The following is a 19,448-nucleotide window of genomic DNA, read 5'->3' as shown; positions in this document are numbered from 1 at the left end:
CGTTCGCCCCGCCTATGAAACTTGCCCCCGCCCAACTCGCCAAGCACCTGCAAGGCAGCCTTGCGCCCGTCTACATCGTCAGCGGTGACGACCCGCTGCTGTGCCAGGAAGCGGCGGACGCGATTCGCACTGCCGCCCGCCAACAGGGCTTCGATGAACGCCAGGTGTTCAGTGCCGACGCCAGTTTCGACTGGGGTACGCTGCTGCAGGCCGGGGCGAGCATGTCGCTGTTCGCTGAAAAACGCCTGCTGGAACTGCGCCTGCCTTCGGGCAAGCCCGGCGACAAGGGCGCGGCGGCGCTGATGGAATACTGTGCACGCCCTGCCGAAGACACGTTGTTGCTGATCAGCCTGCCCAAGCTCGATGGCAGCGCGCAGAAAACCAAGTGGGGCAAGGCGCTGGTGGAAGGTGCACAGACCCAGTTCATACAGATCTGGCCGGTGGACAGCAGCCAACTGCCCCAGTGGATTCGCCAGCGCCTGTCGCAATCCGGGCTGACCGCCAGCCAGGACGCGATAGAGCTGATTGCAGCGCGGGTGGAAGGCAACCTGCTGGCGGCCGCCCAGGAAATCGAAAAGCTCAAGCTGATGGCAGAAGGCGGCCAGATCACCGTGGAAACCGTACAAGGTGCCGTAGCTGACAGCGCACGCTTTGACGTATTTGGCCTGGTGGACGCGATCCTTAACGGTGAACCCGCCCACGCCCTGCGCATGCTCGAAGGGCTGCGTGGCGAAGGCGTCGAGCCGCCCGTGATTCTCTGGGCCCTGGCCCGGGAATTACGCTTGCTGGCCAACATTGCCCTGCAGTACAGCCAAGGCATCCCCCTGGACAAGGCGTTCAGCCAAGCGCGGCCACCGGTGTGGGACAAGCGCAAGCCGCTGATCAGCAAAGCCCTGCAACGGCACTCGGCGCAACGCTGGGCGCAATTGCTGCTGGAAGCCCAGCGCATTGACGCGCAGATCAAAGGCCAGGCGGCAGGATCTCCCTGGATGAGCCTGAGTCGTTTGTCACTTTTGATGTCTGGACAGCGCCTGGCGTTACCTGCTGAATAGTCCTACGTATTGCTGGGCTGGACAGAATCCAAACTTCGGCCGATGATTCGCACCGCATCATCAACCCGCCAAAGAGTACCCATCATGAGCAAAAAGCCATCCAAGCATGGCCCCAACAAGGCCAAATCCATCATCGCCCAGCCGTTGTTCCGCAGTCGCCAGGAACGCGCCGGCAAGGGCAAAGGCAGCTACCGCCGCGAAGCCTTCCAGTCTAATAGCTGGGAGGCTTCTTACTTTCTGGCTGCCTGAAGGCAAGTGCCCCTCTGGCATGATAAGGTCTGTACCTGATTCGTATTCCCTGGACCTGTGCATGCCCTCTAGTCTTTCTCGTCGTTGGCACCTTCGCCAACTGATCGCTGCCTCCAGCCTCATTCTGTTAGTCGCCTGCGCGGAAAAACCCACCGCCGCCGATGCCCAACCCCTGCCCCCGCTCCAGACTGCACCGGTAGCTGCGCCTGCCGTCGTTGCGCCACTGGTGGCAGACAATCTTGATATCCAGCCGACCCAGACCTTTGCCGAATGGCAGGCGGGCTTTCGCGTGGACGCCTTGAAGGCCGGTATCACCCCACAGGTTTTCGACACCGCTTTTGCCAATGTCGTGCCCGACATGGCGGTGATTCGCGCCGACCGCAGCCAGCCGGAATTCTCCCGCCCGGTGTGGGAATACCTCGACGGCGCGCTGTCGCCGCTGCGCGTGCGCAATGGCCAGTCGCTGCTGGTGAAGTACGCCGACATTCTGCAACGCATTGAGGACCGTTATGGCGTCGACCGCCAGGCGCTGGTTTCGGTGTGGGGCATGGAGAGTAATTTCGGCCAGTTCCAGGGCAACAATTCAGTGATCCGCTCGCTGGCGACCCTGGCCTATGAAGGCCGTCGCCCGGCATTCGCCCAGGCGCAACTGCTGGCGGCGCTGCAGATCATCCAGCATGGCGATATCGCCGCTGACCAGATGAAAGGTTCCTGGGCCGGGGCCATGGGCCAGACCCAGTTTATCCCGACCACCTACAACACCCACGCCGTGGACTTCGACGGTGACGGTCGCCGGGATATCTGGAACAGCCCGGCCGACGCCCTCGCCTCAACTGCGCATTACCTGCAAAGCTCCGGCTGGCAGAAGGGTCAGCCGTGGGGCTTTGAGGTGCAGCAACTGCCGCCGAACTTCGATTACGCCCTGGCCGATGGCAGCGTGCGCAAAACCGTTGGCGAGTGGTTGAAACTGGGGATTCAGGTGCCGCCTGGTGCCAGCGTTCCGCCCAACGTAGACCAGCTTTCCGCCGCCCTGCTGCTGCCCGCCGGCTATCGCGGCCCGGCATTCCTGGTGCTGGACAACTTCCGCGCGATCCTCAAGTACAACAACTCGTCGTCCTATGCGCTGGCGGTTGGCTTGCTGTCGGAGAGGTTTGGTGGCGGCGGCTTGATTCGGGGGAGCTGGCCAAAAGATGAGCTGCCATTGACGCGCTCACAGCGGATGGATTTGCAGACCGTACTCAGCGCCAATGGCTACGATGCCGGCAACCCGGACGGCATCATCGGTGCCAATACCCGCAAGGCGATTCGTGCAGCGCAACAGTCGCTGGGCTGGCCGGCGGATGGGTATCCGACGGTGAAGTTGCTGGAGTCGTTGCAGAGCCGCTAGATCGTTGTATGGCGACTGCCGCCATCGCAGGCAAGCCAGCTCCCACCTTTGACCGCGTCGTTCATGATGTACACGGTCAATGTGGGAGCTGGCTTGCCTGCGATGAGGCCTTGAGAAGCAGCAGAAATCTCAGGCCTTAAACACCACATCCTGCTCCAACACCAACCGCTTCTCCCCCGCATCCAACCGCACCCTCGCGCCCATCGGCAACGTGAGGTTCGGGTTGCAATGCCCGCTGCGCCAGCCGGACAGCACAGGAATGCACAACGGCTCGAAGGTCTGTTTCAGCAGGCGCTCAAGCGCAATGCTATCAACCCCCGCCACATCCCCCACCACAACACCCGCCACCTGAGCCAACTTCCCCGCCAGGCGCAAATGCGTCAGCAACCGGTCAATGCGGTACAGCGGCTCGTTCACATCCTCGATAAACAGAATGATGCCCTCGGCATCCATCTCGTAGGCCGTGCCCATCACCGCCGCGATCATCGAGAGATTGCCGCCCAGCAACCGCCCGCAGGCGATGCCTGGCTCGACGGTGCTCAACGGGTAGGCCACCGGGTGAGTCAACGGATTACCAGCCTTCACCTGCCCGCGTAGCATGCTGAACAGTGACGACTCGGTAGGCTGTTGCTTTTCACCTAACAGGTCAGCGTTGTACATCGGCCCGTGGAAGGTGATGAAGCCGGCGTAACGGTTGATCGCCAGGTGCAAGGCGGTGATGTCGCTGTAGCCCACGAACGGTTTGGGGTTGGCCCGCAACAGGTCAAAGTCCAGGCGGTCCAGCAGGCGCGGCGTGCCGTAGCCGCCGCGCAGGCAAAATATGGCGTCGATGGAAGGGTCGGCGAACGCCGCATGCAAGTCATTCAGGCGTACGTCATCACTACCGGCCAGGTAGCCGTCCCGCTGCCCCACACCCGGAAAGACCCGCAGCGTATAGCCCCGGGCGCGCATCCATTGCATGGCCTTGTCAGTATCCAGCTCGGCCGGCCCGGCAGGGGCAATCAGCCCGATCACGCCTTCGGCGCGCAGCGCAGGTACCGCACAAGTGGTCAATTGAGTCGTCATCCATGGTTCTCCTCGTGTGGATTGCCCAAGGCACTCTAAACAGCAATGGTTGTAAACAGAAGAGGATGACTTAACTGCAACATGTAGGAGCGAGCTTGCTCGCGAAGGTCGTAAACAATAACGCGCGCATCCTGGATGCGCGCGGTGCTCTTGAGTCCTTCGCGAGCAAGCTCGCTCCTACAGTGAGGGCGAGACTTACGAAACCAGGCTGGCCTTGACCAGTTTCGCCTGCTCGTCGGCGTGGTACGAGGAACGTACCAGCGGGCCGGAAGCGACGTTCTTGAAGCCCATTTTGTAGCCTTCTTCGGCAAACCAGGCGAACACGTCCGGGTGCACGAAGCGCTGTACCGGCAAGTGACTGCGGGAAGGTTGCAGGTACTGGCCGAGGGTCAGCATGTCGATGTCGTGCTCGCGCATGCGCTTCATGACTTCGATGACTTCTTCGTCGGTTTCGCCCAGGCCCAGCATCAGGCCGGATTTGGTCGGAATGTGCGGCATCATCTGCTTGAACTTCTGCAGCAGGGTCAGCGACCACTGGTAGTCCGAACCCGGACGCGCAGCCTTGTACAGGCGCGGCACGGTTTCCAGGTTGTGGTTGAACACATCCGGCGGCTCGGCAGCGGTGATTTCCAGTGCTACGTCCATGCGGCCACGGTAGTCCGGGACCAGGGTTTCGAGCATCACGTTCGGCGACAGCTTGCGGATTTCACGGATGCAGTCGGCAAAGTGCTGGGCACCGCCGTCACGCAGGTCGTCGCGGTCTACCGAGGTGATTACCACGTACTTGAGTTTCAGGTCGGCGATGGCGATGGCCAGGCTTTGCGGCTCGTTGACGTCCAGTGGCTTCGGCCGGCCGTGGCCAACGTCGCAGAACGGGCAACGACGGGTGCAGATGTCACCCATGATCATGAAGGTCGCGGTGCCACCGGAGAAGCACTCGCCCAGGTTCGGGCAGGACGCTTCTTCGCACACGCTGTGCAGCTTGTGTTTGCGCAGCAGGGCCTTGATGCGGTCGACTTCCGGCGAAACCGGGATACGCACGCGAATCCAGTCAGGTTTTTTCGGCAGTTCGGTGGTCGGAATGATCTTCACCGGGATGCGTGCAACCTTCTCGGCGCCGCGCAGCTTGACGCCGGCTTCTACCTTGGCACGCGGGGCCGGACGCTCGGTAACATCCAGCGTCGGGATCATGGTTTGCACTGCATCAGTAGTCATAATCAGTCGATTCCGCCCGTTAGGGTCGTCTGCTCAGCATAGTCGAGGTGTTTGACGAGCTGCGCGCGCAGCCGGGCACTTACCTCGGCAAATTCTAGTGGTGTTGCGTGATCGCTCAACTGGGTCATCGCCAAACCGGCGTAACCACAGGGATTGATCCGTCGAAACGGCGCCAGGTCCATGTCCACGTTCAAGGCCAGGCCATGAAAGGAACACCCGTGGCGAATCCGCAGGCCCAGGGAGGCGATTTTCGCACCCTCCACGTAAACCCCCGGTGCATCCGGCTTGGCGGCCGCGGTCACGCCGTAGCTGGCCAGCAGCTCGATCAGGCATGACTCCATGCGACTGACCAGCTCACGCACGCCAAACCCCAGCCTGCGCACGTCCAGCAGCAGATAAGCCACCAATTGGCCAGGGCCATGGTAAGTCACCTGCCCGCCGCGGTCGACCTGCACCACCGGGATTTCTCCCGGCAACAGCAAATGCTCGGCCTTGCCGGCCTGGCCCTGGGTGAAAACCGGCGGGTGTTCGACCAGCCAGATCTCGTCCGGGGCTTCGGTGCCGCGCTCGTTGGTGAACCGCTGCATGGCGTGCCACACCGGTTCGTATGCCAGTTGGCCAAGCTCGCGAAAGCCCAGGGTCTGTGACATCACAACACCATGTGCACGAAGCCGGTAGCCCGCAGTTCGCTGTTGATGTTGTAGAGCTGGTCTTGATCGGTCGCCAGGATATACAGCTGGGTCGTGGTGTACTTACCTGTGCTGCTTTGACGATCAATGGTCTTGTCCAGATTGATCTCGGCGTGCTTCAACACGATGGCAATCACCGCGTCTTTGCGGCCCACGCCAGTATCGCTGATCACTTTGATCGGATAGTCCTTTTGCGGGAACTCGATCTTTGGCGCCTGTACTTCTTTATCGGTCATGGCAGAACAGCCTCGTAAGCGGTAAGCCGTGGCGACGGCAAAGCCCCGCGTCAGATCAACGCGGGGCTTTGCAGGTGCACACTATCAGTTGAACAAGCCGTAGAAGAATAGACGGATGCTATCCCACACGCGTCGGAAGATACCACCTTCGTCGACGGCGTCCAGCGCGATCAGGTCGGCGCTGTGCACCACCTTGTCGTCCAGTTTCACTTCGACTTTACCGATGACATCGCCCTTGGCGATCGGTGCGACCAGTTGCGGGTTCATGGTCATGCTGGCCACCAGCTTCTTGAGCTGGCCTTTAGGCATGGTCAGTGTCAGGTCTTCAGCCAGGCCGGCCTTGACTTGATGGGTCGCGCCTTTCCACACAGGGGCTTGAGCCAGCTCGGTGCCTTTCTGGTAGAAGGTCTGGGTTTCGAAGAAACGGAAGCCATAAGTCAGCAGCTTTTGAGTCTCGGCCGCACGGGCCTGCTCGCTGTTGGTACCGAATACCACGGCAATCAGACGCTGACCGTCACGCACAGCAGACGACACCATGCAGTAGCCGGCTTCTTCGGTGTGGCCGGTTTTCAGACCATCAACGGTCTTGTCACGCCACAGCAGCAGGTTGCGGTTAGGCTGCTTGATGTTGTTCCAGTAGAACTCTTTCTGGGAGTAGATCGCGTAGTGCACCGGGTCGATGCGAATGATCGCGCGAGCCAGGATCGCCATGTCGTGAGCCGACGAGTAGTGCTCAGGGTTCGGCAGACCGGTCGGGTTCATGAAGTGGCTGTTGGTCATGCCCAGGTCAGTCACGGTTTTGTTCATCATGTCGGCGAACGCGTCTTCGCTGCCGGCGATGTGCTCGGACAGGGCCACGCTGGCGTCGTTACCCGACTGGATGATGATGCCGTGCAGCAGGTCGCTTACCGTCACCTGCGAGCCGACCTTGATGAACATCCGCGAACCGCCGGTACGCCAGGCGTTTTCGCTGACGGTCACCGGATCGTTTTCACCGATCTGGCCGCGACGGATTTCCAGGGTCGCGATGTACGCGGTCATCAGCTTGGTCAGGCTGGCTGGGGGCAGGCGCTGGTCACCGTTGTTCTCCACCAGCACGTTGCCGCTGGCGGCATCCATGAGCACCCAGGCCTTGGCGGCCAGTTGCGGTGAAGCCGGCACCATTTCCACCGCCCACGCGGCAGGGGTGATGATCAGCGGAACTAGCAGGCACAGGCGTTTGGCTAAGGTGGTGATGTTCATCCGTCTCTCGAAATTGCTTATGGAAACTTGCCCTCGCGGGCAAAACTATTCAGACAGCCCGTCGCCAGACTGTCGCGTGTTCGGTTGTACGCCCACCCCTTGCCCCTGGGTTTTTATTGTTCAACGAGCCAACAACCAAGACTCAAACCCGCATGCGAGCCTGAACCATCAATCCTTTGTACTGCTTATTCAGCGGTGACCACGCTGGGTTGCCCCAGGTTGGCCATGCGGACACTGTTCTGCACTTGCGCAACTTCGCCTGGCGAACCGATCGGGCCCATGCGCACTCGGTGCAGGGTCTGCTGGTTACGCACTATAGAGCTGATAAACACCGGCGCGCTGACCATCCCGCTGAGCTTGGACCTTAACAGCTCTGCCGCGTCCGGGTTGGCGAAAGCGCCGACTTGCAGGTACTGGCCACCCACGGTAGAAGCCCCCGGTGCGGCATGGGGGACGACAACGGTGTCCGGGGCGTGCTGCGCCGGTGGTGGTGTCCACTGCTCGATCTTGCCGGCCGACGCGGTCACTTGCGGCTGCTGGGTTTGCGGCTCGTTGAGCATCAATGGCGCCGGCTTGCCACGCTGGGCCCAGTACTGGGCCGGGTCGATACCTTCAACCTTCACACGTGCCGTGCCGATCTCGGCATACCCGAGTTTCTTCGCGGCGGCATAGGACAAGTCGATGATCCGGTCCGAATAGAACGGCCCACGGTCATTGACCCGCAGGATCACGGTGCGGTTGTTGTCTAGGTTGGTCACCCGCACGTAGCTTGGCAGCGGCAGGGTCTTGTGGGCTGCGCTCATGCCGTAAAGGTCGTAGACCTCGCCGTTGGCGGTGTTCTGGCCATGGAACTTGGTCCCGTACCAGGACGCCGTGCCCGATTGCACGTAGGTCTTGGAGTCTTGCAGCGGGAAGTAGTTTTTCCCCAGCACCGTATAAGGGTTGGCCTTGTAAGGGCCGGTGTGCAGGGTTGGCGTGGCATCCGGGATTTTCGAAACGTCCACATCCCACCACGGTGCGCCGTCTTTGTGGGCGCGGTTGATATCCAGCCCCGGTTGGGAGCGGACGGCAGTGCCACCGGTTTTTTGCACCGGTGCACGACTGGTGGAGCAACTGACCACCAATAACGACAATGCGGCGTAAGCCACCAGCTTCAGGGGTTTGTACATCGGTGATACCGGCATTACTTGACGCCCCGTGCTTGGACCAGCATGTCTGACAGCTGATGCACGGCCATGGCGTACATCACACTGCGGTTATAACGCGTGATTGCGTAGAAATTCTTCAGGCCCATCCAATATTCCGGACCGTTCTCGCCCTCGAGGCGGAACGCCGTCACCGGCATATCATCGCGTGGCGCATTCTGACTCGACCAGCCCAGCGCCCGCAACTCCCCGACCGTCTTCGCGGGTTCGATACCCTGGGTCAGGCCTTCATCGGCGCGGTCGCCGGTGACGTCGGCGCGAATCACCACCGGCTCGCCGGCTACCCAGCCATGACGCTTGAAGTAGCTGGCGACGCTGCCAATGGCGTCATCGGGATTGCTCCAGATATTGATATGGCCGTCGCCGTCGAAATCCACGGCGTACGCGCGAAAGCTGCTCGGCATGAACTGCGGCAAGCCCATCGCCCCCGCGTAGGAGCCCTTGAGGGTCAACGGGTCGACCTGCTCTTCACGGGCCAACAGCAAAAACTCGCGCAGTTCCTTGCGGAAGAATTCGGCGCGCGGCGGGTAATCGAAGCCCAAGGTCGACAGCGCGTCGATCACCCGGTAGCTGCCGGTATTACGGCCGTAAAATGTCTCGATGCCGATGATGGCCACGATCACCTGGGCCGGCACGCCGTATTCCTGCTCGGCGCGGGCCAGCACGGCTTCGTGCTGGCGCCAGAAGTCCACGCCACGCGCCACGCGGGCGTCGGTGAGGAACATCGGGCGATATTCCTTCCACTGCTTCACACGTTCGGCGGGCCGGGAAATGGCGTCGAGGATGGCTTGCTTGCGCTGGGCTTCGCGGAACACGCCCATCAGCTGCTCACCGGCGAAACCGTAGTCACGGGTCATCTCACCGACAAACTCGGCGACCTGGGGCGAACCGTCATAGTCGCCGGCCTGCGCTTCCTGCACAGCGGCTCCCAGCAGGCCCAACAGGCCCATCCAGGACACGTGCCGAGCCGCCCAGCCGCGCATTACTTGCATTGACATCTTCACCTTATTCAAACCTGTGCGATCCACTTGCGATGGGTATGGATCGACATCAAAACCCCAAACGCTGACATCAATGTCACCAGCGAAGTTCCGCCGTAGCTAATGAACGGCAACGGCACCCCAACCACCGGCAACAGGCCACTGACCATACCGATGTTGACGAAAACATAAACAAAAAACGTCATGGTAAGGCTGCCGGCAAGCAATTTGCCGAACAGCGTTTGCGCCTGGGCAGTAACCACCAGGCCGCGACCGATCAGCAGCAAGTAAATCAGCAACAGGGCGCAAATGCCCACCAGGCCGAACTCCTCTCCCATCACCGCGATAATAAAGTCGGTGTGGCTTTCCGGCAAAAAGTCCAGGTGCGACTGGGTGCCCAGCAGCCAGCCCTTGCCGAACACACCGCCGGAACCAATGGCAGCCTTGGACTGGATGATGTTCCAGCCGGTGCCCAGCGGGTCGCTCTCCGGGTCGAGGAACGTGAGGATTCGCTGCTTCTGGTAGTCGTGCATAAAGAAGAACCACATGGCCACGGCCACCGGCACCGCCGCGGCCAGCACGCTGAGGATCCAGCGCCAGCGCAGGCCGCCCATGAACAGCACGAACGCGCCACCCGCGAGGATCAGCAGCGAGGTACCGAGGTCGGGCTGGCGCACGATCAGCACAAACGGCACGCCGATCAATATCAGGCTGATGCCCACGTGCTTGAGCTGGGGCGGCAATGTGCGTTTTGACAGGTACCAGGCAATGGTCGCCGGCATCAAAATCTTCATGAATTCCGACGGCTGGAAGCGAATCACCCCCGGGATGTTGATCCAGCGGGTGGCGCCCATGGCGTTGTGGCCCATCACATCCACCACCACCAGCAGCAACACGCCCGCCACATAGCCCAGCGGCACCCAGCGCGCCATGAAGCGCGGCTCCAGCTGGGCGATCACCACCATCGACAACAGGCCCAGACCAAACGAGGACGCTTGCTTGATCAGCAGGTCCCAGTTCTTGCCACTGGCCGAATACAACACGAACAAGCTGCCCGCGGCCAGGGTCAGCAGCAGGATCAGCAACGGGCCATCAATGTGCATGCGCTGCAGCAAGGTGGCACGACGGCGCATCACATCCTCGCTGGAGAGGATGCGGTCAAAATTACTCTTCAAGGGCCGTAGCCTCCAGGCTGGATGGGGGGCCGCCATATTCGGGCTTGAGCTTGCCGTCTTCGGCCAACAGCCAGGCATCCATGATTTGCCGCACCACGGGCGCAGCCACGCCGGAACCGGACTCACCGTTCTCGACCATCACGGCCACGGCGATTTTCGGGTTGTCGGCCGGGGCAAAGCCGACGAACAAGGCGTGGTCACGGTGGCGCTCCTGAACCTTGGAGCGGTCGTATTTCTCGCCCTGCTTGATCGCCACCACCTGGGCGGTACCGCTCTTGCCGGCAATCCGGTACTGCGCACCGACCGCCGCTTTACGCGCGGTGCCCCGGGCGCCGTGCATCACTTGCTGCATGCCATGGTTGACCTTGGTCCAGTCGGACGGGTCGCGCAGCACAATGTCGGGAATCGGGTTTTCATCCACCGGGCGTTCGCCCTCGATGGTCTTGGCCAGGTGTGGGCGGTTCCACACACCTTTGTTGGCCACCAGTGCCGTGGCCTGGGCCAGTTGCAGCGGCGTGGCCTGCATATAGCCCTGGCCGATCCCCAGGATCAGGGTTTCGCCCGGGAACCACGCCTGGCGGCGGGTCGCTCGCTTCCATTCGCGGGACGGCATCAAGCCTGGGGATTCTTCGAACATGTCCAGAGACACTTTCTGACCCAGGCCGAACTTGCCCATGTAGGTCGACAACCGATCAATCCCCAGCTTGTGGGCCAGGTCATAGAAGTAAGTGTCGTTGGAACGCATGATCGCCGTGTCGAGGTCCACATAGCCGTCGCCGGTGCGGTTCCAGTTACGGTATTTGTGATCGTAGTTGGGCAACATGTAGTAACCGGGGTCGAACACGCGGCTCGACGCCGTGACCACACCCGAGTCCAGGCCGGCAATCGCCACGGCTGGCTTGATGGTCGAGCCCGGCGGGTACAGGCCGCGCAAAACCCGGTTAAACAGTGGCCTGTCGATGGAATCGCGCAGCTCGGCGTAAGCCTTGAAGCTGATCCCGGTGACAAACAGGTTGGGGTCAAAACTTGGCTGGCTGACCATCGCCAGCACTTCGCCGGTGTTCGGGTCCAGCGCCACCACCGCGCCACGGCGACCGCCCAGGGCCATCTCCGCGGCTTCCTGCAACTTGATGTCCAGGCTCAGGACAATGTCCTTGCCGGGCACCGGGTCGGTGCGCTTGAGCACCCGCAGCACGCGGCCACGGGCGTTGGTCTCGACTTCCTCGTAACCCACCTGGCCATGCAGTTCCGGCTCGTAGAAGCGCTCGATGCCGGTCTTGCCGATGTGATGGGTGCCGCTGTAATTGACCGGGTCGAGGGTCTTGAGCTCTTTCTCGTTGATCCGGCCCATGTAGCCGACCGAATGCGCGAAGTGCGCCCCTTGCGGGTAGTGACGCACCAACTGCGCCACCACTTCCACACCCGGCAGCCGGAACTGGTTCACCGCGATCCGGGCGATCTGCTCTTCGGTCAGCTCGAACAGGATCGGCACCGGCTCGAATGGCCGTCGCCCCTGCTTCATGCGTTTTTCGAAGATCACCCGGTCTTCCGGCGTCAGCTGCAGCACCTCCACGATCACATCGAGGATTTGCTGCCAGTCGCCGGAGCGTTCGCGGGTCATGCTCAGACTGAAGCTGGGCCGGTTATCCGCGACCACCACACCATTACGGTCGAAAATCAGCCCACGAGTCGGCGGAATCGGCTGCACGTGCACCCGGTTGTTTTCCGACAGCGTGGAGTGATAGTCGTACTGGATCACCTGCAGGAAATACAGGCGGGCGATCAGCACACCCAGCAATACCACCACCAAAATCGCGCCGAACACCACCCGCGCGCGTACAAGACGTGCGTCTTTCTCGTGGTCCTTGATGCGGATCGGCTGGGTCATCAGGCAGGGCGCAGATTATTTGTGATAAGGGTGCCCGGACAGGACTGTCCAGGCGCGATACAGCTGTTCACCGATCAGAATCCTTACCAGCGGGTGCGGCAGCGTCAGCGGCGACAGCGACCAGCGCTGGTCAGCCCGCGCGCAGACTTGCGGCGCCAGCCCCTCGGGGCCGCCGACCATGAAGTTGACCGTGCGCGAATCCAGGCGCCAGCGGTCCAGTTCCACCGCCAACTGCTCGGTGCTCCAGGGCTTGCCGTGCACTTCGAGGGTCACGATCCGCTCGTTGGGCCCGACCTTGGCCAACATGGCTTCGCCTTCCTGACGGATAAAGCGGGCCACGTCGGCATTCTTGCCCCGGGTATTGAGCGGTATTTCCACCAGTTCCAGCGCCAGTTCGGATGGCAGGCGCTTGGCATATTCATGCCAGCCTTCTTCCACCCACTTGGGCATGCGTGAACCGACAGCGATCAGACGCAGGCGCACAGCCGTTCCTTATTCCTGGTCTTTGTTGAGCTTGTCGAAGTGCGCGTGGCCAACTTCAGGGCTGTGGTGCTTGCCATCAGCGGCACGGCTCTGTTCGGCGCCTTTCCACAGACGCTCCAGGTCGTAGAACTGACGGGCGTTGCTGGTCATCATGTGAACGATCACGTCGTCCATGTCCAACAGCACCCAGTCGCTGTCGCCCTTGCCTTCTTCACCCAGTGGCTTGACGCCTTGGGCTTTGACCGCTTCGCGAACCTTGTCCAGCATCGCGCCGATCTGGCGGTTGGAGGTACCGGTGGCGATGATCATGAAGTCGGTGATGCTCTGCTTGTCGCGCACGTCCAGGACTTGAATGTCCTGGGCTTTAACGTCTTCCAGGGCAGCCACGGCAACCTTGACCAGCTCTTCGCCGGCCAGCTCAGGGCCGGTGTGGGCTTCTACTGGCAGAGGAGCGCTCTTGAACGTGCCTTTGCGCTTAACTTTGCTTACGTCTTTGTTCGTCATATAAAACTCGTTTTGCTCGTATGTTCGGGCGCTCGCTGCACGAATGTTCGTGCGTTCAAGCGCGCCTTTTCAGTTCGACGCACGGTAAAGCCCGTGCGCATCGATGTAGGCCAGGACCGCGTCAGGCACCAGGAAACGTACCGACTTCCCGCTGGCCAGCAGTTGACGGATCTGGGTGGCAGACACCGCAAGCGGGGTTTGCCAGACGAATGCAATATTCCCGCTCGGCCCGGTCAGGGCCAATGGGTCACTTACCGACCGCGCTGCCAGCAGGTTGCGCAAGGCATCCGGCGATTCTGCGTCGGCATCCGGGCGTTGCAGCACCAGGATGTGGCAATGCTGGAGCAACTCTTCCCAGCGGTGCCAAGTGGGCAGGCCGCAAAACGCGTCCCAGCCCAAAAGTAGAAATAACTGGTCATCCGCGGCCAACTCGGCCCGCATCAGTTCCAGGGTGTCGACAGTGTAGGACGGTTTGTCGCGCTTGAGTTCGCGGTCGTCCACCACCAGCGGTGCAATGCCGGCCACAGCGAGGCGGACCATCTCCAGGCGCTGCTGCGCAGACACTTGCGGCGTGTCGCGATGGGGCGGCCGGGCATTCGGTGCCAGGCGCAGCTCATCCAGCCCGAGGGCTTCGGCGACTTCCAGTGCACTGCGCAAATGGCCAATGTGCACGGGGTCGAAGGTGCCGCCGAGCAGCCCGATGCGTTTACCCATCAAGTGCGCACATGACCGTCACCGAACACCACGTACTTCTCGCTGGTCAGCCCTTCCAGGCCAACCGGGCCGCGTGCGTGGAGCTTGTCGGTGGAAATACCGATCTCCGCCCCCAGGCCATATTCGAAGCCGTCGGCAAAGCGCGTGGAGGCGTTGACCATCACCGAAGCGGAATCCACTTCGTTGAGGAAACGCCGGGCATCGCTGAAATGCTCGGTGACAATGGCATCGGTGTGCTTGGAGCCGTATTGGTTGATGTGGTCGATGGCCTGGTCCAGGTCGTCAACGATGCGGATCGACAGGATCGGCGCCGTGTACTCGGTGTACCAGTCCTGCTCGGTGGCTTCGATCACGTCGCTGCCGAGGATCGCCCGGGTGCGCTCGCAACCACGCAGTTCAACGCCCTTGTCGCGGTAGATGGCAGCCAGCGGCGGCAGCACGCGCTCGGCGATGCCGGCGTGCACCAACAGGGTTTCCATGGTGTTGCACGGGGCGTAGCGGTGGGTCTTGGCGTTGTCGGCGATGCGGATCGCCTTGTCGAGGTCGGCGGCGATGTCGATGAACACGTGGCAGACGCCATCCAGGTGCTTGATAACCGGCACCTTGGCATCACGGCTCACACGCTCGATCAGGCTCTTGCCACCGCGTGGCACGATCACGTCGACGAACTCGGGCATGGTGATCAATGCGCCAACGGCGGCGCGGTCGGTGGTTTCAACCACTTGCACCACTTCGGCCGGCAAATCGGCCACGGCCAGGCCCTGCTGAATGCACGCGGCGATGGCACGGTTGGAATTGATGGCCTCGGAGCCGCCCCGCAGGATGGTGGCGTTGCCGGACTTGAGGCACAGGCTCGCGGCGTCGATGGTCACGTTCGGGCGCGACTCATAGATGATACCGATCACGCCCAGGGGCACGCGCATCTTGCCGACCTGGATGCCCGAAGGCAGGTAGCGCATGTCGCGGATTTCACCGATGGGGTCCGGCAGCTTGGCCACCTGACGCAAACCTTCGATCATGTCGTCGATGCGGTCTGGCGTCAGCGCCAGGCGGTCCAGCAAGGCAGGCTCCAGGCCGTTGGCACGGCCATTGGCCAAATCCAGTTCATTGGCAGCCGTCAGCTCGGAGCGCGAGGCATCCAGAGCGTCGGCAGCCGCCAGCAAGGCGCGGTTCTTCTGCGCAGTGCTCGCACGGGCGATCAACCGCGAGGCCTGACGGGCAGCGCGACCCAGGCGGGTCATGTAGTCAAGAACGGACTCAGTCATGGTCTGGTGGGGTCTTGGCAAAGAGGAAAGCGGCAGATTATAGCTGTGACGCAGCGCGACTGACAGCGGTGAGGGGCGGATGGTCGAAATGAACTGTAAAAACCCGACGTTCAGCGGGAATTAAGGCTGGAGTTGTTATCATCCTGTCACATTTAGCCGTGTTACCTTTGGTCGCCATGCCCACTCTTGCCCCGCCAACCCCTGTAAACGCCCTGCCCGACGGCTTTTTCGACCGCGACGCGCAACTGCTCGCGCGGGAATTGCTGGGAAAAGTGATTCGCCATCGCGTGGGCGATTTGTGGCTGTCGGCGCGAATTATCGAAACCGAAGCCTATTACCTCGCCGAAAAAGGCAGCCACGCGTCCCTGGGCTACACAGAAAAGCGTAAGGCTTTGTTTCTGGATGGCGGGCACATCTACATGTACTACGCCCGCGGCGGTGATTCGCTGAACTTCAGCGCCCACGGCCCAGGCAATGCGGTGCTGATCAAATCGGCCTATCCATGGGTCGATGAGTTGTCCGGCCCGGCCAGCCTGGCCCAGATGCTGTTGAACAACCCGGATGCCAGTGGCCGGCCTCGCACCTCGCAAAAGTTGTGTGCCGGCCAGACCCTGCTGTGCAAGGCCTTGGGCTTGAAGGTGCCGATGTGGGATGCCAAGCGCTTTGATCAGGAGCTTCTGTACGTCGAAGACGTGGGTCTGGCACCCGGGCAGATTATCCAGACCACCCGCCTGGGCATTCCCGGCGGGCGCGATGAACACCTGATGTACCGTTTTGTGGATGCCGGTTACGCCCCGTATTGCACTCGGAACCCGCTGCGCCGGGGCCAGGTCGAAGGTCGCGACTATTTTTTGATTTGAAAACATACATAAACCTGTAGGAGCCCGGCTTGCCGGCGATAGCGGACCCAAGGACGCCATCGCCGGCAAGCCGGGCTCCTACAAGGACGATCTACAAAAGGGAGTTGTTTTTATGGGCCCATGGCTCGATGGAATTACCGGCTGGCTGTCCCTGAACCCGCAATGGCTGGCGGTGGCGGTGTTTGTCGTGGCGTGCGTGGAGTGCCTGGCAATCGCCGGCCTGATCGTACCGGGCACGGTATTGCTGTTTGCCATCGCTGCATTGGCTGGCAGTGGCGCGTTGCCACTAGGAGAAACCCTGTTGCTGGGCTTCCTTGGCGGCGTGGTGGGTGATGTTGTTTCCTACTTCCTGGGGCGCCATTTCCATCAGAATATCCGGCGTCTCCCCGGCCTGCGGCACCACCCTGAATGGATCAGCGGTGCGGAGACCTACTTCCACAAGTACGGCATCGCCAGCCTGCTGGTAGGACGTTTTATTGGCCCGCTGCGGCCGATGTTGCCGATGGTCGCGGGCATGTGCGACATGCCCTTCCCGCGCTTTGCTGCGGTGAGCCTGCTGGCCGGCGCAGGCTGGGCGGTGGTGTACCTGCTACCAGGCTGGGCCACCGGCGCGGCCTTGCGCCTGCCATTGCCAGAAGGTTTCTGGCCAGAGGCCGGCATCGTCGCCGCGTGCCTCGCCGTATTGATCGGCGTAAGCCTCAACAGCAGCCTGCGCGGCCATCGGCGCGCCACGCTGTGGATTGGCTGCATCGGTGGTGCATTGCTGATCGCACTGTTTATTGGCTATCCGCACCTGAACGACTTTGACCAGGGCTTGATGGCGCTGGTGCAGGAACACCGCGGCCCGGCGATCGACCGGGCCATGGTGATGGTGACCCAGCTCGGGGAGTTCAAGAAGATGTTTGTCGCCAGCGCCGTGTTGACGGGCCTGCTGGTCGTGATGCGCCAATGGCGCCAGGCAATCTTTGTCGGCGCCACCCTGCTGGGCGCCGCGCTGATCAACACCGGGACCAAGCTGTTTTTTGCGCGGATGCGCCCGGAAGTGCTGACCGACCCACTCACCAGTTTCAGCATGCCCAGCGGCCACGCATCCGGCTCGTTTGCGTTCTTTCTGGCATTGGCAGTGCTGGCCGGCCGTGGTCAACCGACCCGCCTGCGCCTGACCTGGCTGGTGCTGGGCTGCATTCCCGCCGCCACCATCGCGATTTCCCGGGTGTACCTGGGCGCGCACTGGCCGACGGATATCCTGGCGGGCACCCTGCTGGCGATGACGGTCTGTGCCTTCAGCCTGACCTTCAGCCAGCACCGCAGCCTGTTGCCGCCGATGCCGCCGAAAGTCTGGTGGTTGATCCTGCCGGTGTGTGGCGCAGTGCTCGGCGCGATTGCGTTTACCGGCACGTCCCATGCGCTGCTCAGGTACGCCTACTGAGTAAACAGTTCGCCCTGCAGCTCATCCAGTAATAGCTGGATCGCGTCCAACCGTTGCTGCGGGTCGTCAAGTTGCAGCAGGTCGATCTTGTCGGCCTCGGTGAAGGGCAGCAAGTAGGCCAACTGATTGCCCAGCGCTTGCTGGCCATCGGCATGAGTGCCCATGTCCAGCGACGCAACCATCGGATGCTCGGCCAGGGCGTGGAGCAGCGCCAGCAGGTCAGCGTCCTCCTCTTCCAGCGGCTGCTCGGGCTGTTCGTCCAGCCACTGCACTTGTGCCACCAGCAGTTGGTCCTTCTGCACACCGGCATCACGCACGCGGAAACGCCGGCCGCCCTCGACCCGAATTCCCAGCAGGCCATTGTCCTGCTGCTTGAAGTCGCGAATCAGTGCTTCGCAGCCAATCAACGCATAGCCATCCGGCGCCAGCCCCACTTCCTTGCCGTCGAGGATGCACACCACGCCAAAGCTTTCGCCCTTTTTCATGCAGCGGCTGATCATGTCCAGGTAGCGCGCCTCGAACAATTGCAGGTCAAGGGTGCACCCGGGAAACAGCACGGTATTGAGCGGGAAAAGCGCCAGACTCATAAAGGTTTCCTTAAACCCGACTTAAATAACCAGCGACACGGCCAACGGCAGGAAGACTGCCGTGGCCACGCCCATCAAACTCATGGCCAGCGCCGCAAAGGCGCCGGTCTCTTCGCTTTCCTGCAAGGCCACCGAGGTGCCCACGGCGTGAGCGGTCATGCCCAATGCCATGCCGCGCGCCTCGGGGCTGTGCACGCCCAGGCGCGACAAATACGCCGGCCCGATCATCGCGCCGATCACCCCGGTGATCAGCACAAACACTGCCGCCAATGCCGCCACGCCGCCGATCTGCTCGGCCACCAACATCGCAATCGGCGAGGTCACGGACTTGGGCGCCATGGTCATCAGCATCATGTGTTCAGCGCCAAACCACCACCCCAACAGCACGCACAGGCCGGTGGCCAATACACCGCCCACCACAAGCGTAGTAAAAATCGGCCAGAACAATTGGCGAATCCGTCGCAGATTCAGGTAAAGCGGCACCGCCAGGGCTACCGTCGCCGGGCCCAGCAGGATGCTCATGATCTCGGTGCTCTTGCGGTACTCGGCGTACGTCAGGCCACACCCAAGTAACACGCCGATCACCAGCAGCATCGACACCAGCACCGGCTGCAGGAAAATCCAGCGGGTTTTCTCGAAACCGGCCAGCACCAGTTGATAGGCGCCAAGGGTGATGCCAATGCCGAACAGCGGATGATGGATGACTGCCGTCCACGCGCCGTCCCAGTCGAAGATCATTGCCCCTTCTCCTTGCGCTTGACCATATGCTGCATCAGCACGCCGATAAAGCCCATGGCGATCACCAACGACAGCACCAACGCGCCGACGATAGCCCAGAAGTCGGCGGCGATGTCCTTGGCATACACCATCACACCCACGGCCGGCGGCACCAGCAGCAACGGCAGGTAGCGCAGCAGGCTGCTCGCCGCCTGGCTCAGGGGCTCACCGACTTCGCCGCGCCATATCAGGAATGCCAGCATCAACAGCAGGCCAATAATCGGCCCCGGCAACACCGGGACAAACAAATGATTGAGCGCCGTGCCGAGCAATTGGAACAGCACCAGCCATGTCAGACCGCGTAACAGCATCGTTCTCCCCCCCTGAAACGTACCGGCATTATAAGCACGCCGTCCCTATGGAACGGCATTCGCCAAAAGCATGGTGGGTTGACCGGCCCAAGTGCCCGTGATGATCTACATTGGTTCTCGGGACCGGTCCAAAAA

General features: G+C 61.8%; 21 protein-coding genes. 5 read left to right on the top strand and 16 right to left on the bottom strand.

What is annotated here, in order from left to right:
* The first annotated feature begins 14 nt into the window (after positions 1 to 14).
* From holA to ACZRN6_RS21700, 3 genes are all read left to right on the top strand, one after another.
* Entirely contained in the window at positions 15 to 1,052 is a 1,038-nt protein-coding gene (gene holA / locus ACZRN6_RS21710) for a DNA polymerase III subunit delta (RefSeq protein WP_322147704.1), read from the top strand.
* 84 nt (positions 1,053 to 1,136) lie between these two features.
* Positions 1,137 to 1,301 carry an alternative ribosome rescue factor ArfA gene (gene arfA, locus ACZRN6_RS21705; protein ID WP_003176285.1) on the top strand — a complete coding sequence of 55 codons (165 nt, stop codon included), beginning with the start codon at positions 1,137 to 1,139 and terminating at the stop codon, positions 1,299 to 1,301.
* Positions 1,302 to 1,362: 61 nt separating this feature from the next.
* Positions 1,363 to 2,688 carry a lytic murein transglycosylase gene (locus tag ACZRN6_RS21700; RefSeq protein WP_464008813.1) on the top strand — a complete coding sequence of 442 codons (1,326 nt, stop codon included), beginning with the start codon at positions 1,363 to 1,365 and terminating at the stop codon, positions 2,686 to 2,688.
* 129 nt (positions 2,689 to 2,817) lie between these two features.
* Here ACZRN6_RS21700 and ACZRN6_RS21695 read toward each other — a convergent pair whose 3' ends face one another.
* From ACZRN6_RS21695 to ACZRN6_RS21635, 13 genes are all read right to left on the bottom strand, one after another.
* Positions 2,818 to 3,753 (bottom strand): S66 peptidase family protein, encoded by a 936-nt coding sequence (locus tag ACZRN6_RS21695; protein ID WP_464008812.1) that lies wholly within the window; start codon positions 3,751 to 3,753, stop codon positions 2,818 to 2,820.
* Positions 3,754 to 3,948: 195 nt separating this feature from the next.
* On the bottom strand, positions 3,949 to 4,968 hold the full coding sequence (gene lipA / locus ACZRN6_RS21690; protein WP_416152094.1) for a lipoyl synthase: 1,020 nt from the start codon (positions 4,966 to 4,968) through the stop codon (positions 3,949 to 3,951).
* Between the two features lie 2 nt (positions 4,969 to 4,970).
* Positions 4,971 to 5,618 carry a lipoyl(octanoyl) transferase LipB gene (gene lipB, locus ACZRN6_RS21685; protein WP_322147710.1) on the bottom strand — a complete coding sequence of 216 codons (648 nt, stop codon included), beginning with the start codon at positions 5,616 to 5,618 and terminating at the stop codon, positions 4,971 to 4,973.
* Positions 5,618 to 5,893 carry a DUF493 domain-containing protein gene (locus tag ACZRN6_RS21680; RefSeq protein WP_076014087.1) on the bottom strand — a complete coding sequence of 92 codons (276 nt, stop codon included), beginning with the start codon at positions 5,891 to 5,893 and terminating at the stop codon, positions 5,618 to 5,620. The genes lipB and ACZRN6_RS21680 overlap by 1 nt, the downstream gene beginning before the upstream one ends.
* A gap of 84 nt (positions 5,894 to 5,977) precedes the next feature.
* Entirely contained in the window at positions 5,978 to 7,135 is a 1,158-nt protein-coding gene (locus ACZRN6_RS21675) for a D-alanyl-D-alanine carboxypeptidase family protein (RefSeq protein ID WP_322147712.1), read from the bottom strand.
* 185 nt (positions 7,136 to 7,320) lie between these two features.
* A complete protein-coding gene (locus ACZRN6_RS21670) occupies positions 7,321 to 8,319 on the bottom strand; it encodes a septal ring lytic transglycosylase RlpA family protein (RefSeq protein WP_322147713.1) in 999 nt (332 codons plus the stop codon).
* Positions 8,319 to 9,332, bottom strand: a complete 1,014-nt coding sequence (mltB, locus tag ACZRN6_RS21665; protein ID WP_322147714.1) for a lytic murein transglycosylase B — start codon at positions 9,330 to 9,332, stop codon at positions 8,319 to 8,321. Before mltB ends, ACZRN6_RS21670 begins: the two co-directional genes overlap by 1 nt.
* Positions 9,333 to 9,349: 17 nt before the next feature.
* Positions 9,350 to 10,453: a rod shape-determining protein RodA gene (gene rodA / locus ACZRN6_RS21660; RefSeq protein WP_464008834.1), complete on the bottom strand. Its 1,104-nt coding sequence runs from the start codon at positions 10,451 to 10,453 to the stop codon at positions 9,350 to 9,352.
* Positions 10,454 to 10,484: 31 nt separating this feature from the next.
* The gene (gene mrdA, locus ACZRN6_RS21655; RefSeq protein ID WP_464008811.1) at positions 10,485 to 12,383 is read right to left on the bottom strand and encodes a penicillin-binding protein 2; all 1,899 of its coding nucleotides are present in this window, start codon (positions 12,381 to 12,383) and stop codon (positions 10,485 to 10,487) included.
* A gap of 15 nt (positions 12,384 to 12,398) precedes the next feature.
* On the bottom strand, positions 12,399 to 12,866 hold the full coding sequence (gene rlmH, locus ACZRN6_RS21650) for a 23S rRNA (pseudouridine(1915)-N(3))-methyltransferase RlmH (protein ID WP_410019325.1): 468 nt from the start codon (positions 12,864 to 12,866) through the stop codon (positions 12,399 to 12,401).
* 9 nt (positions 12,867 to 12,875) lie between these two features.
* Complete coding sequence (gene rsfS / locus ACZRN6_RS21645; protein ID WP_003215432.1) at positions 12,876 to 13,370, bottom strand: ribosome silencing factor; 495 nt, start codon at positions 13,368 to 13,370, stop codon at positions 12,876 to 12,878.
* Between the two features lie 69 nt (positions 13,371 to 13,439).
* On the bottom strand, positions 13,440 to 14,084 hold the full coding sequence (gene nadD, locus ACZRN6_RS21640) for a nicotinate-nucleotide adenylyltransferase (RefSeq protein ID WP_322147718.1): 645 nt from the start codon (positions 14,082 to 14,084) through the stop codon (positions 13,440 to 13,442).
* A complete protein-coding gene (locus tag ACZRN6_RS21635; RefSeq protein ID WP_464008810.1) occupies positions 14,084 to 15,349 on the bottom strand; it encodes a glutamate-5-semialdehyde dehydrogenase in 1,266 nt (421 codons plus the stop codon). Before ACZRN6_RS21635 ends, nadD begins: the two co-directional genes overlap by 1 nt.
* A gap of 176 nt (positions 15,350 to 15,525) precedes the next feature.
* On the opposite strand from ACZRN6_RS21635, the gene ACZRN6_RS21630 reads away from it, so the two are divergent.
* Both ACZRN6_RS21630 and ACZRN6_RS21625 read left to right on the top strand, forming a co-directional pair.
* The gene (locus ACZRN6_RS21630; RefSeq protein ID WP_464008809.1) at positions 15,526 to 16,209 is read left to right on the top strand and encodes a DNA-3-methyladenine glycosylase; all 684 of its coding nucleotides are present in this window, start codon (positions 15,526 to 15,528) and stop codon (positions 16,207 to 16,209) included.
* Positions 16,210 to 16,321: 112 nt separating this feature from the next.
* The gene (locus tag ACZRN6_RS21625) at positions 16,322 to 17,638 is read left to right on the top strand and encodes a bifunctional DedA family/phosphatase PAP2 family protein (protein ID WP_464008808.1); all 1,317 of its coding nucleotides are present in this window, start codon (positions 16,322 to 16,324) and stop codon (positions 17,636 to 17,638) included.
* On the opposite strand, the gene ACZRN6_RS21620 is transcribed toward ACZRN6_RS21625, so the two are convergent.
* The 3 genes from ACZRN6_RS21620 to ACZRN6_RS21610 are packed head-to-tail and all read right to left on the bottom strand — an operon-like array spanning position 17,632 to position 19,313.
* Positions 17,632 to 18,225, bottom strand: coding sequence for an LON peptidase substrate-binding domain-containing protein (locus tag ACZRN6_RS21620; RefSeq protein ID WP_322147723.1), 594 nt, complete (start codon positions 18,223 to 18,225; stop codon positions 17,632 to 17,634). The two genes, ACZRN6_RS21625 and ACZRN6_RS21620, sit on opposite strands and share 7 nt — an antisense overlap.
* A 21-nt stretch (positions 18,226 to 18,246) precedes the next feature.
* Positions 18,247 to 18,963, bottom strand: a complete 717-nt coding sequence (locus ACZRN6_RS21615) for an LrgB family protein (protein WP_322147724.1) — start codon at positions 18,961 to 18,963, stop codon at positions 18,247 to 18,249.
* Positions 18,960 to 19,313 carry a CidA/LrgA family protein gene (locus ACZRN6_RS21610; protein ID WP_322147725.1) on the bottom strand — a complete coding sequence of 118 codons (354 nt, stop codon included), beginning with the start codon at positions 19,311 to 19,313 and terminating at the stop codon, positions 18,960 to 18,962. The genes ACZRN6_RS21615 and ACZRN6_RS21610 overlap by 4 nt, the downstream gene beginning before the upstream one ends.
* Positions 19,314 to 19,448: the final 135 nt, after the last annotated feature.

The organism is Pseudomonas sp. A125 (assembly GCF_055409485.1).
This window is presented reverse-complemented; position numbering and strand designations above follow the sequence as displayed.

Bases quoted from the DNA above. Each gene is read 5' to 3' on its own strand.
- ACZRN6_RS21675 (WP_322147712.1), bottom strand. From the start codon at position 7,135: ATGAACATCACCACCTTAGCCAAACGCCTGTGCCTGCTAGTTCCGCTG.
- lipA (WP_416152094.1), bottom strand. From the start codon at position 4,968: ATGACTACTGATGCAGTGCAAACCATGATCCCGACGCTGGATGTTACC.
- ACZRN6_RS21620 (WP_322147723.1), bottom strand. From the start codon at position 18,225: ATGAGTCTGGCGCTTTTCCCGCTCAATACCGTGCTGTTTCCCGGGTGC.
- ACZRN6_RS21630 (WP_464008809.1), top strand. From the start codon at position 15,526: ATGCCCACTCTTGCCCCGCCAACCCCTGTAAACGCCCTGCCCGACGGC.
- ACZRN6_RS21635 (WP_464008810.1), bottom strand. From the start codon at position 15,349: ATGACTGAGTCCGTTCTTGACTACATGACCCGCCTGGGTCGCGCTGCC.
- rodA (WP_464008834.1), bottom strand. From the start codon at position 10,453: ATGCGCCGTCGTGCCACCTTGCTGCAGCGCATGCACATTGATGGCCCG.
- ACZRN6_RS21680 (WP_076014087.1), bottom strand. From the start codon at position 5,893: ATGACCGATAAAGAAGTACAGGCGCCAAAGATCGAGTTCCCGCAAAAG.
- ACZRN6_RS21615 (WP_322147724.1), bottom strand. From the start codon at position 18,963: ATGATCTTCGACTGGGACGGCGCGTGGACGGCAGTCATCCATCATCCG.
- lipB (WP_322147710.1), bottom strand. From the start codon at position 5,618: ATGTCACAGACCCTGGGCTTTCGCGAGCTTGGCCAACTGGCATACGAA.
- mrdA (WP_464008811.1), bottom strand. From the start codon at position 12,383: ATGACCCAGCCGATCCGCATCAAGGACCACGAGAAAGACGCACGTCTT.
- ACZRN6_RS21670 (WP_322147713.1), bottom strand. From the start codon at position 8,319: ATGCCGGTATCACCGATGTACAAACCCCTGAAGCTGGTGGCTTACGCC.
- arfA (WP_003176285.1), top strand. From the start codon at position 1,137: ATGAGCAAAAAGCCATCCAAGCATGGCCCCAACAAGGCCAAATCCATC.
- ACZRN6_RS21700 (WP_464008813.1), top strand. From the start codon at position 1,363: ATGCCCTCTAGTCTTTCTCGTCGTTGGCACCTTCGCCAACTGATCGCT.
- ACZRN6_RS21695 (WP_464008812.1), bottom strand. From the start codon at position 3,753: ATGACGACTCAATTGACCACTTGTGCGGTACCTGCGCTGCGCGCCGAA.
- rsfS (WP_003215432.1), bottom strand. From the start codon at position 13,370: ATGACGAACAAAGACGTAAGCAAAGTTAAGCGCAAAGGCACGTTCAAG.
- ACZRN6_RS21610 (WP_322147725.1), bottom strand. From the start codon at position 19,313: ATGCTGTTACGCGGTCTGACATGGCTGGTGCTGTTCCAATTGCTCGGC.
- ACZRN6_RS21625 (WP_464008808.1), top strand. From the start codon at position 16,322: ATGGGCCCATGGCTCGATGGAATTACCGGCTGGCTGTCCCTGAACCCG.
- holA (WP_322147704.1), top strand. From the start codon at position 15: ATGAAACTTGCCCCCGCCCAACTCGCCAAGCACCTGCAAGGCAGCCTT.
- nadD (WP_322147718.1), bottom strand. From the start codon at position 14,084: ATGGGTAAACGCATCGGGCTGCTCGGCGGCACCTTCGACCCCGTGCAC.
- mltB (WP_322147714.1), bottom strand. From the start codon at position 9,332: ATGCAAGTAATGCGCGGCTGGGCGGCTCGGCACGTGTCCTGGATGGGC.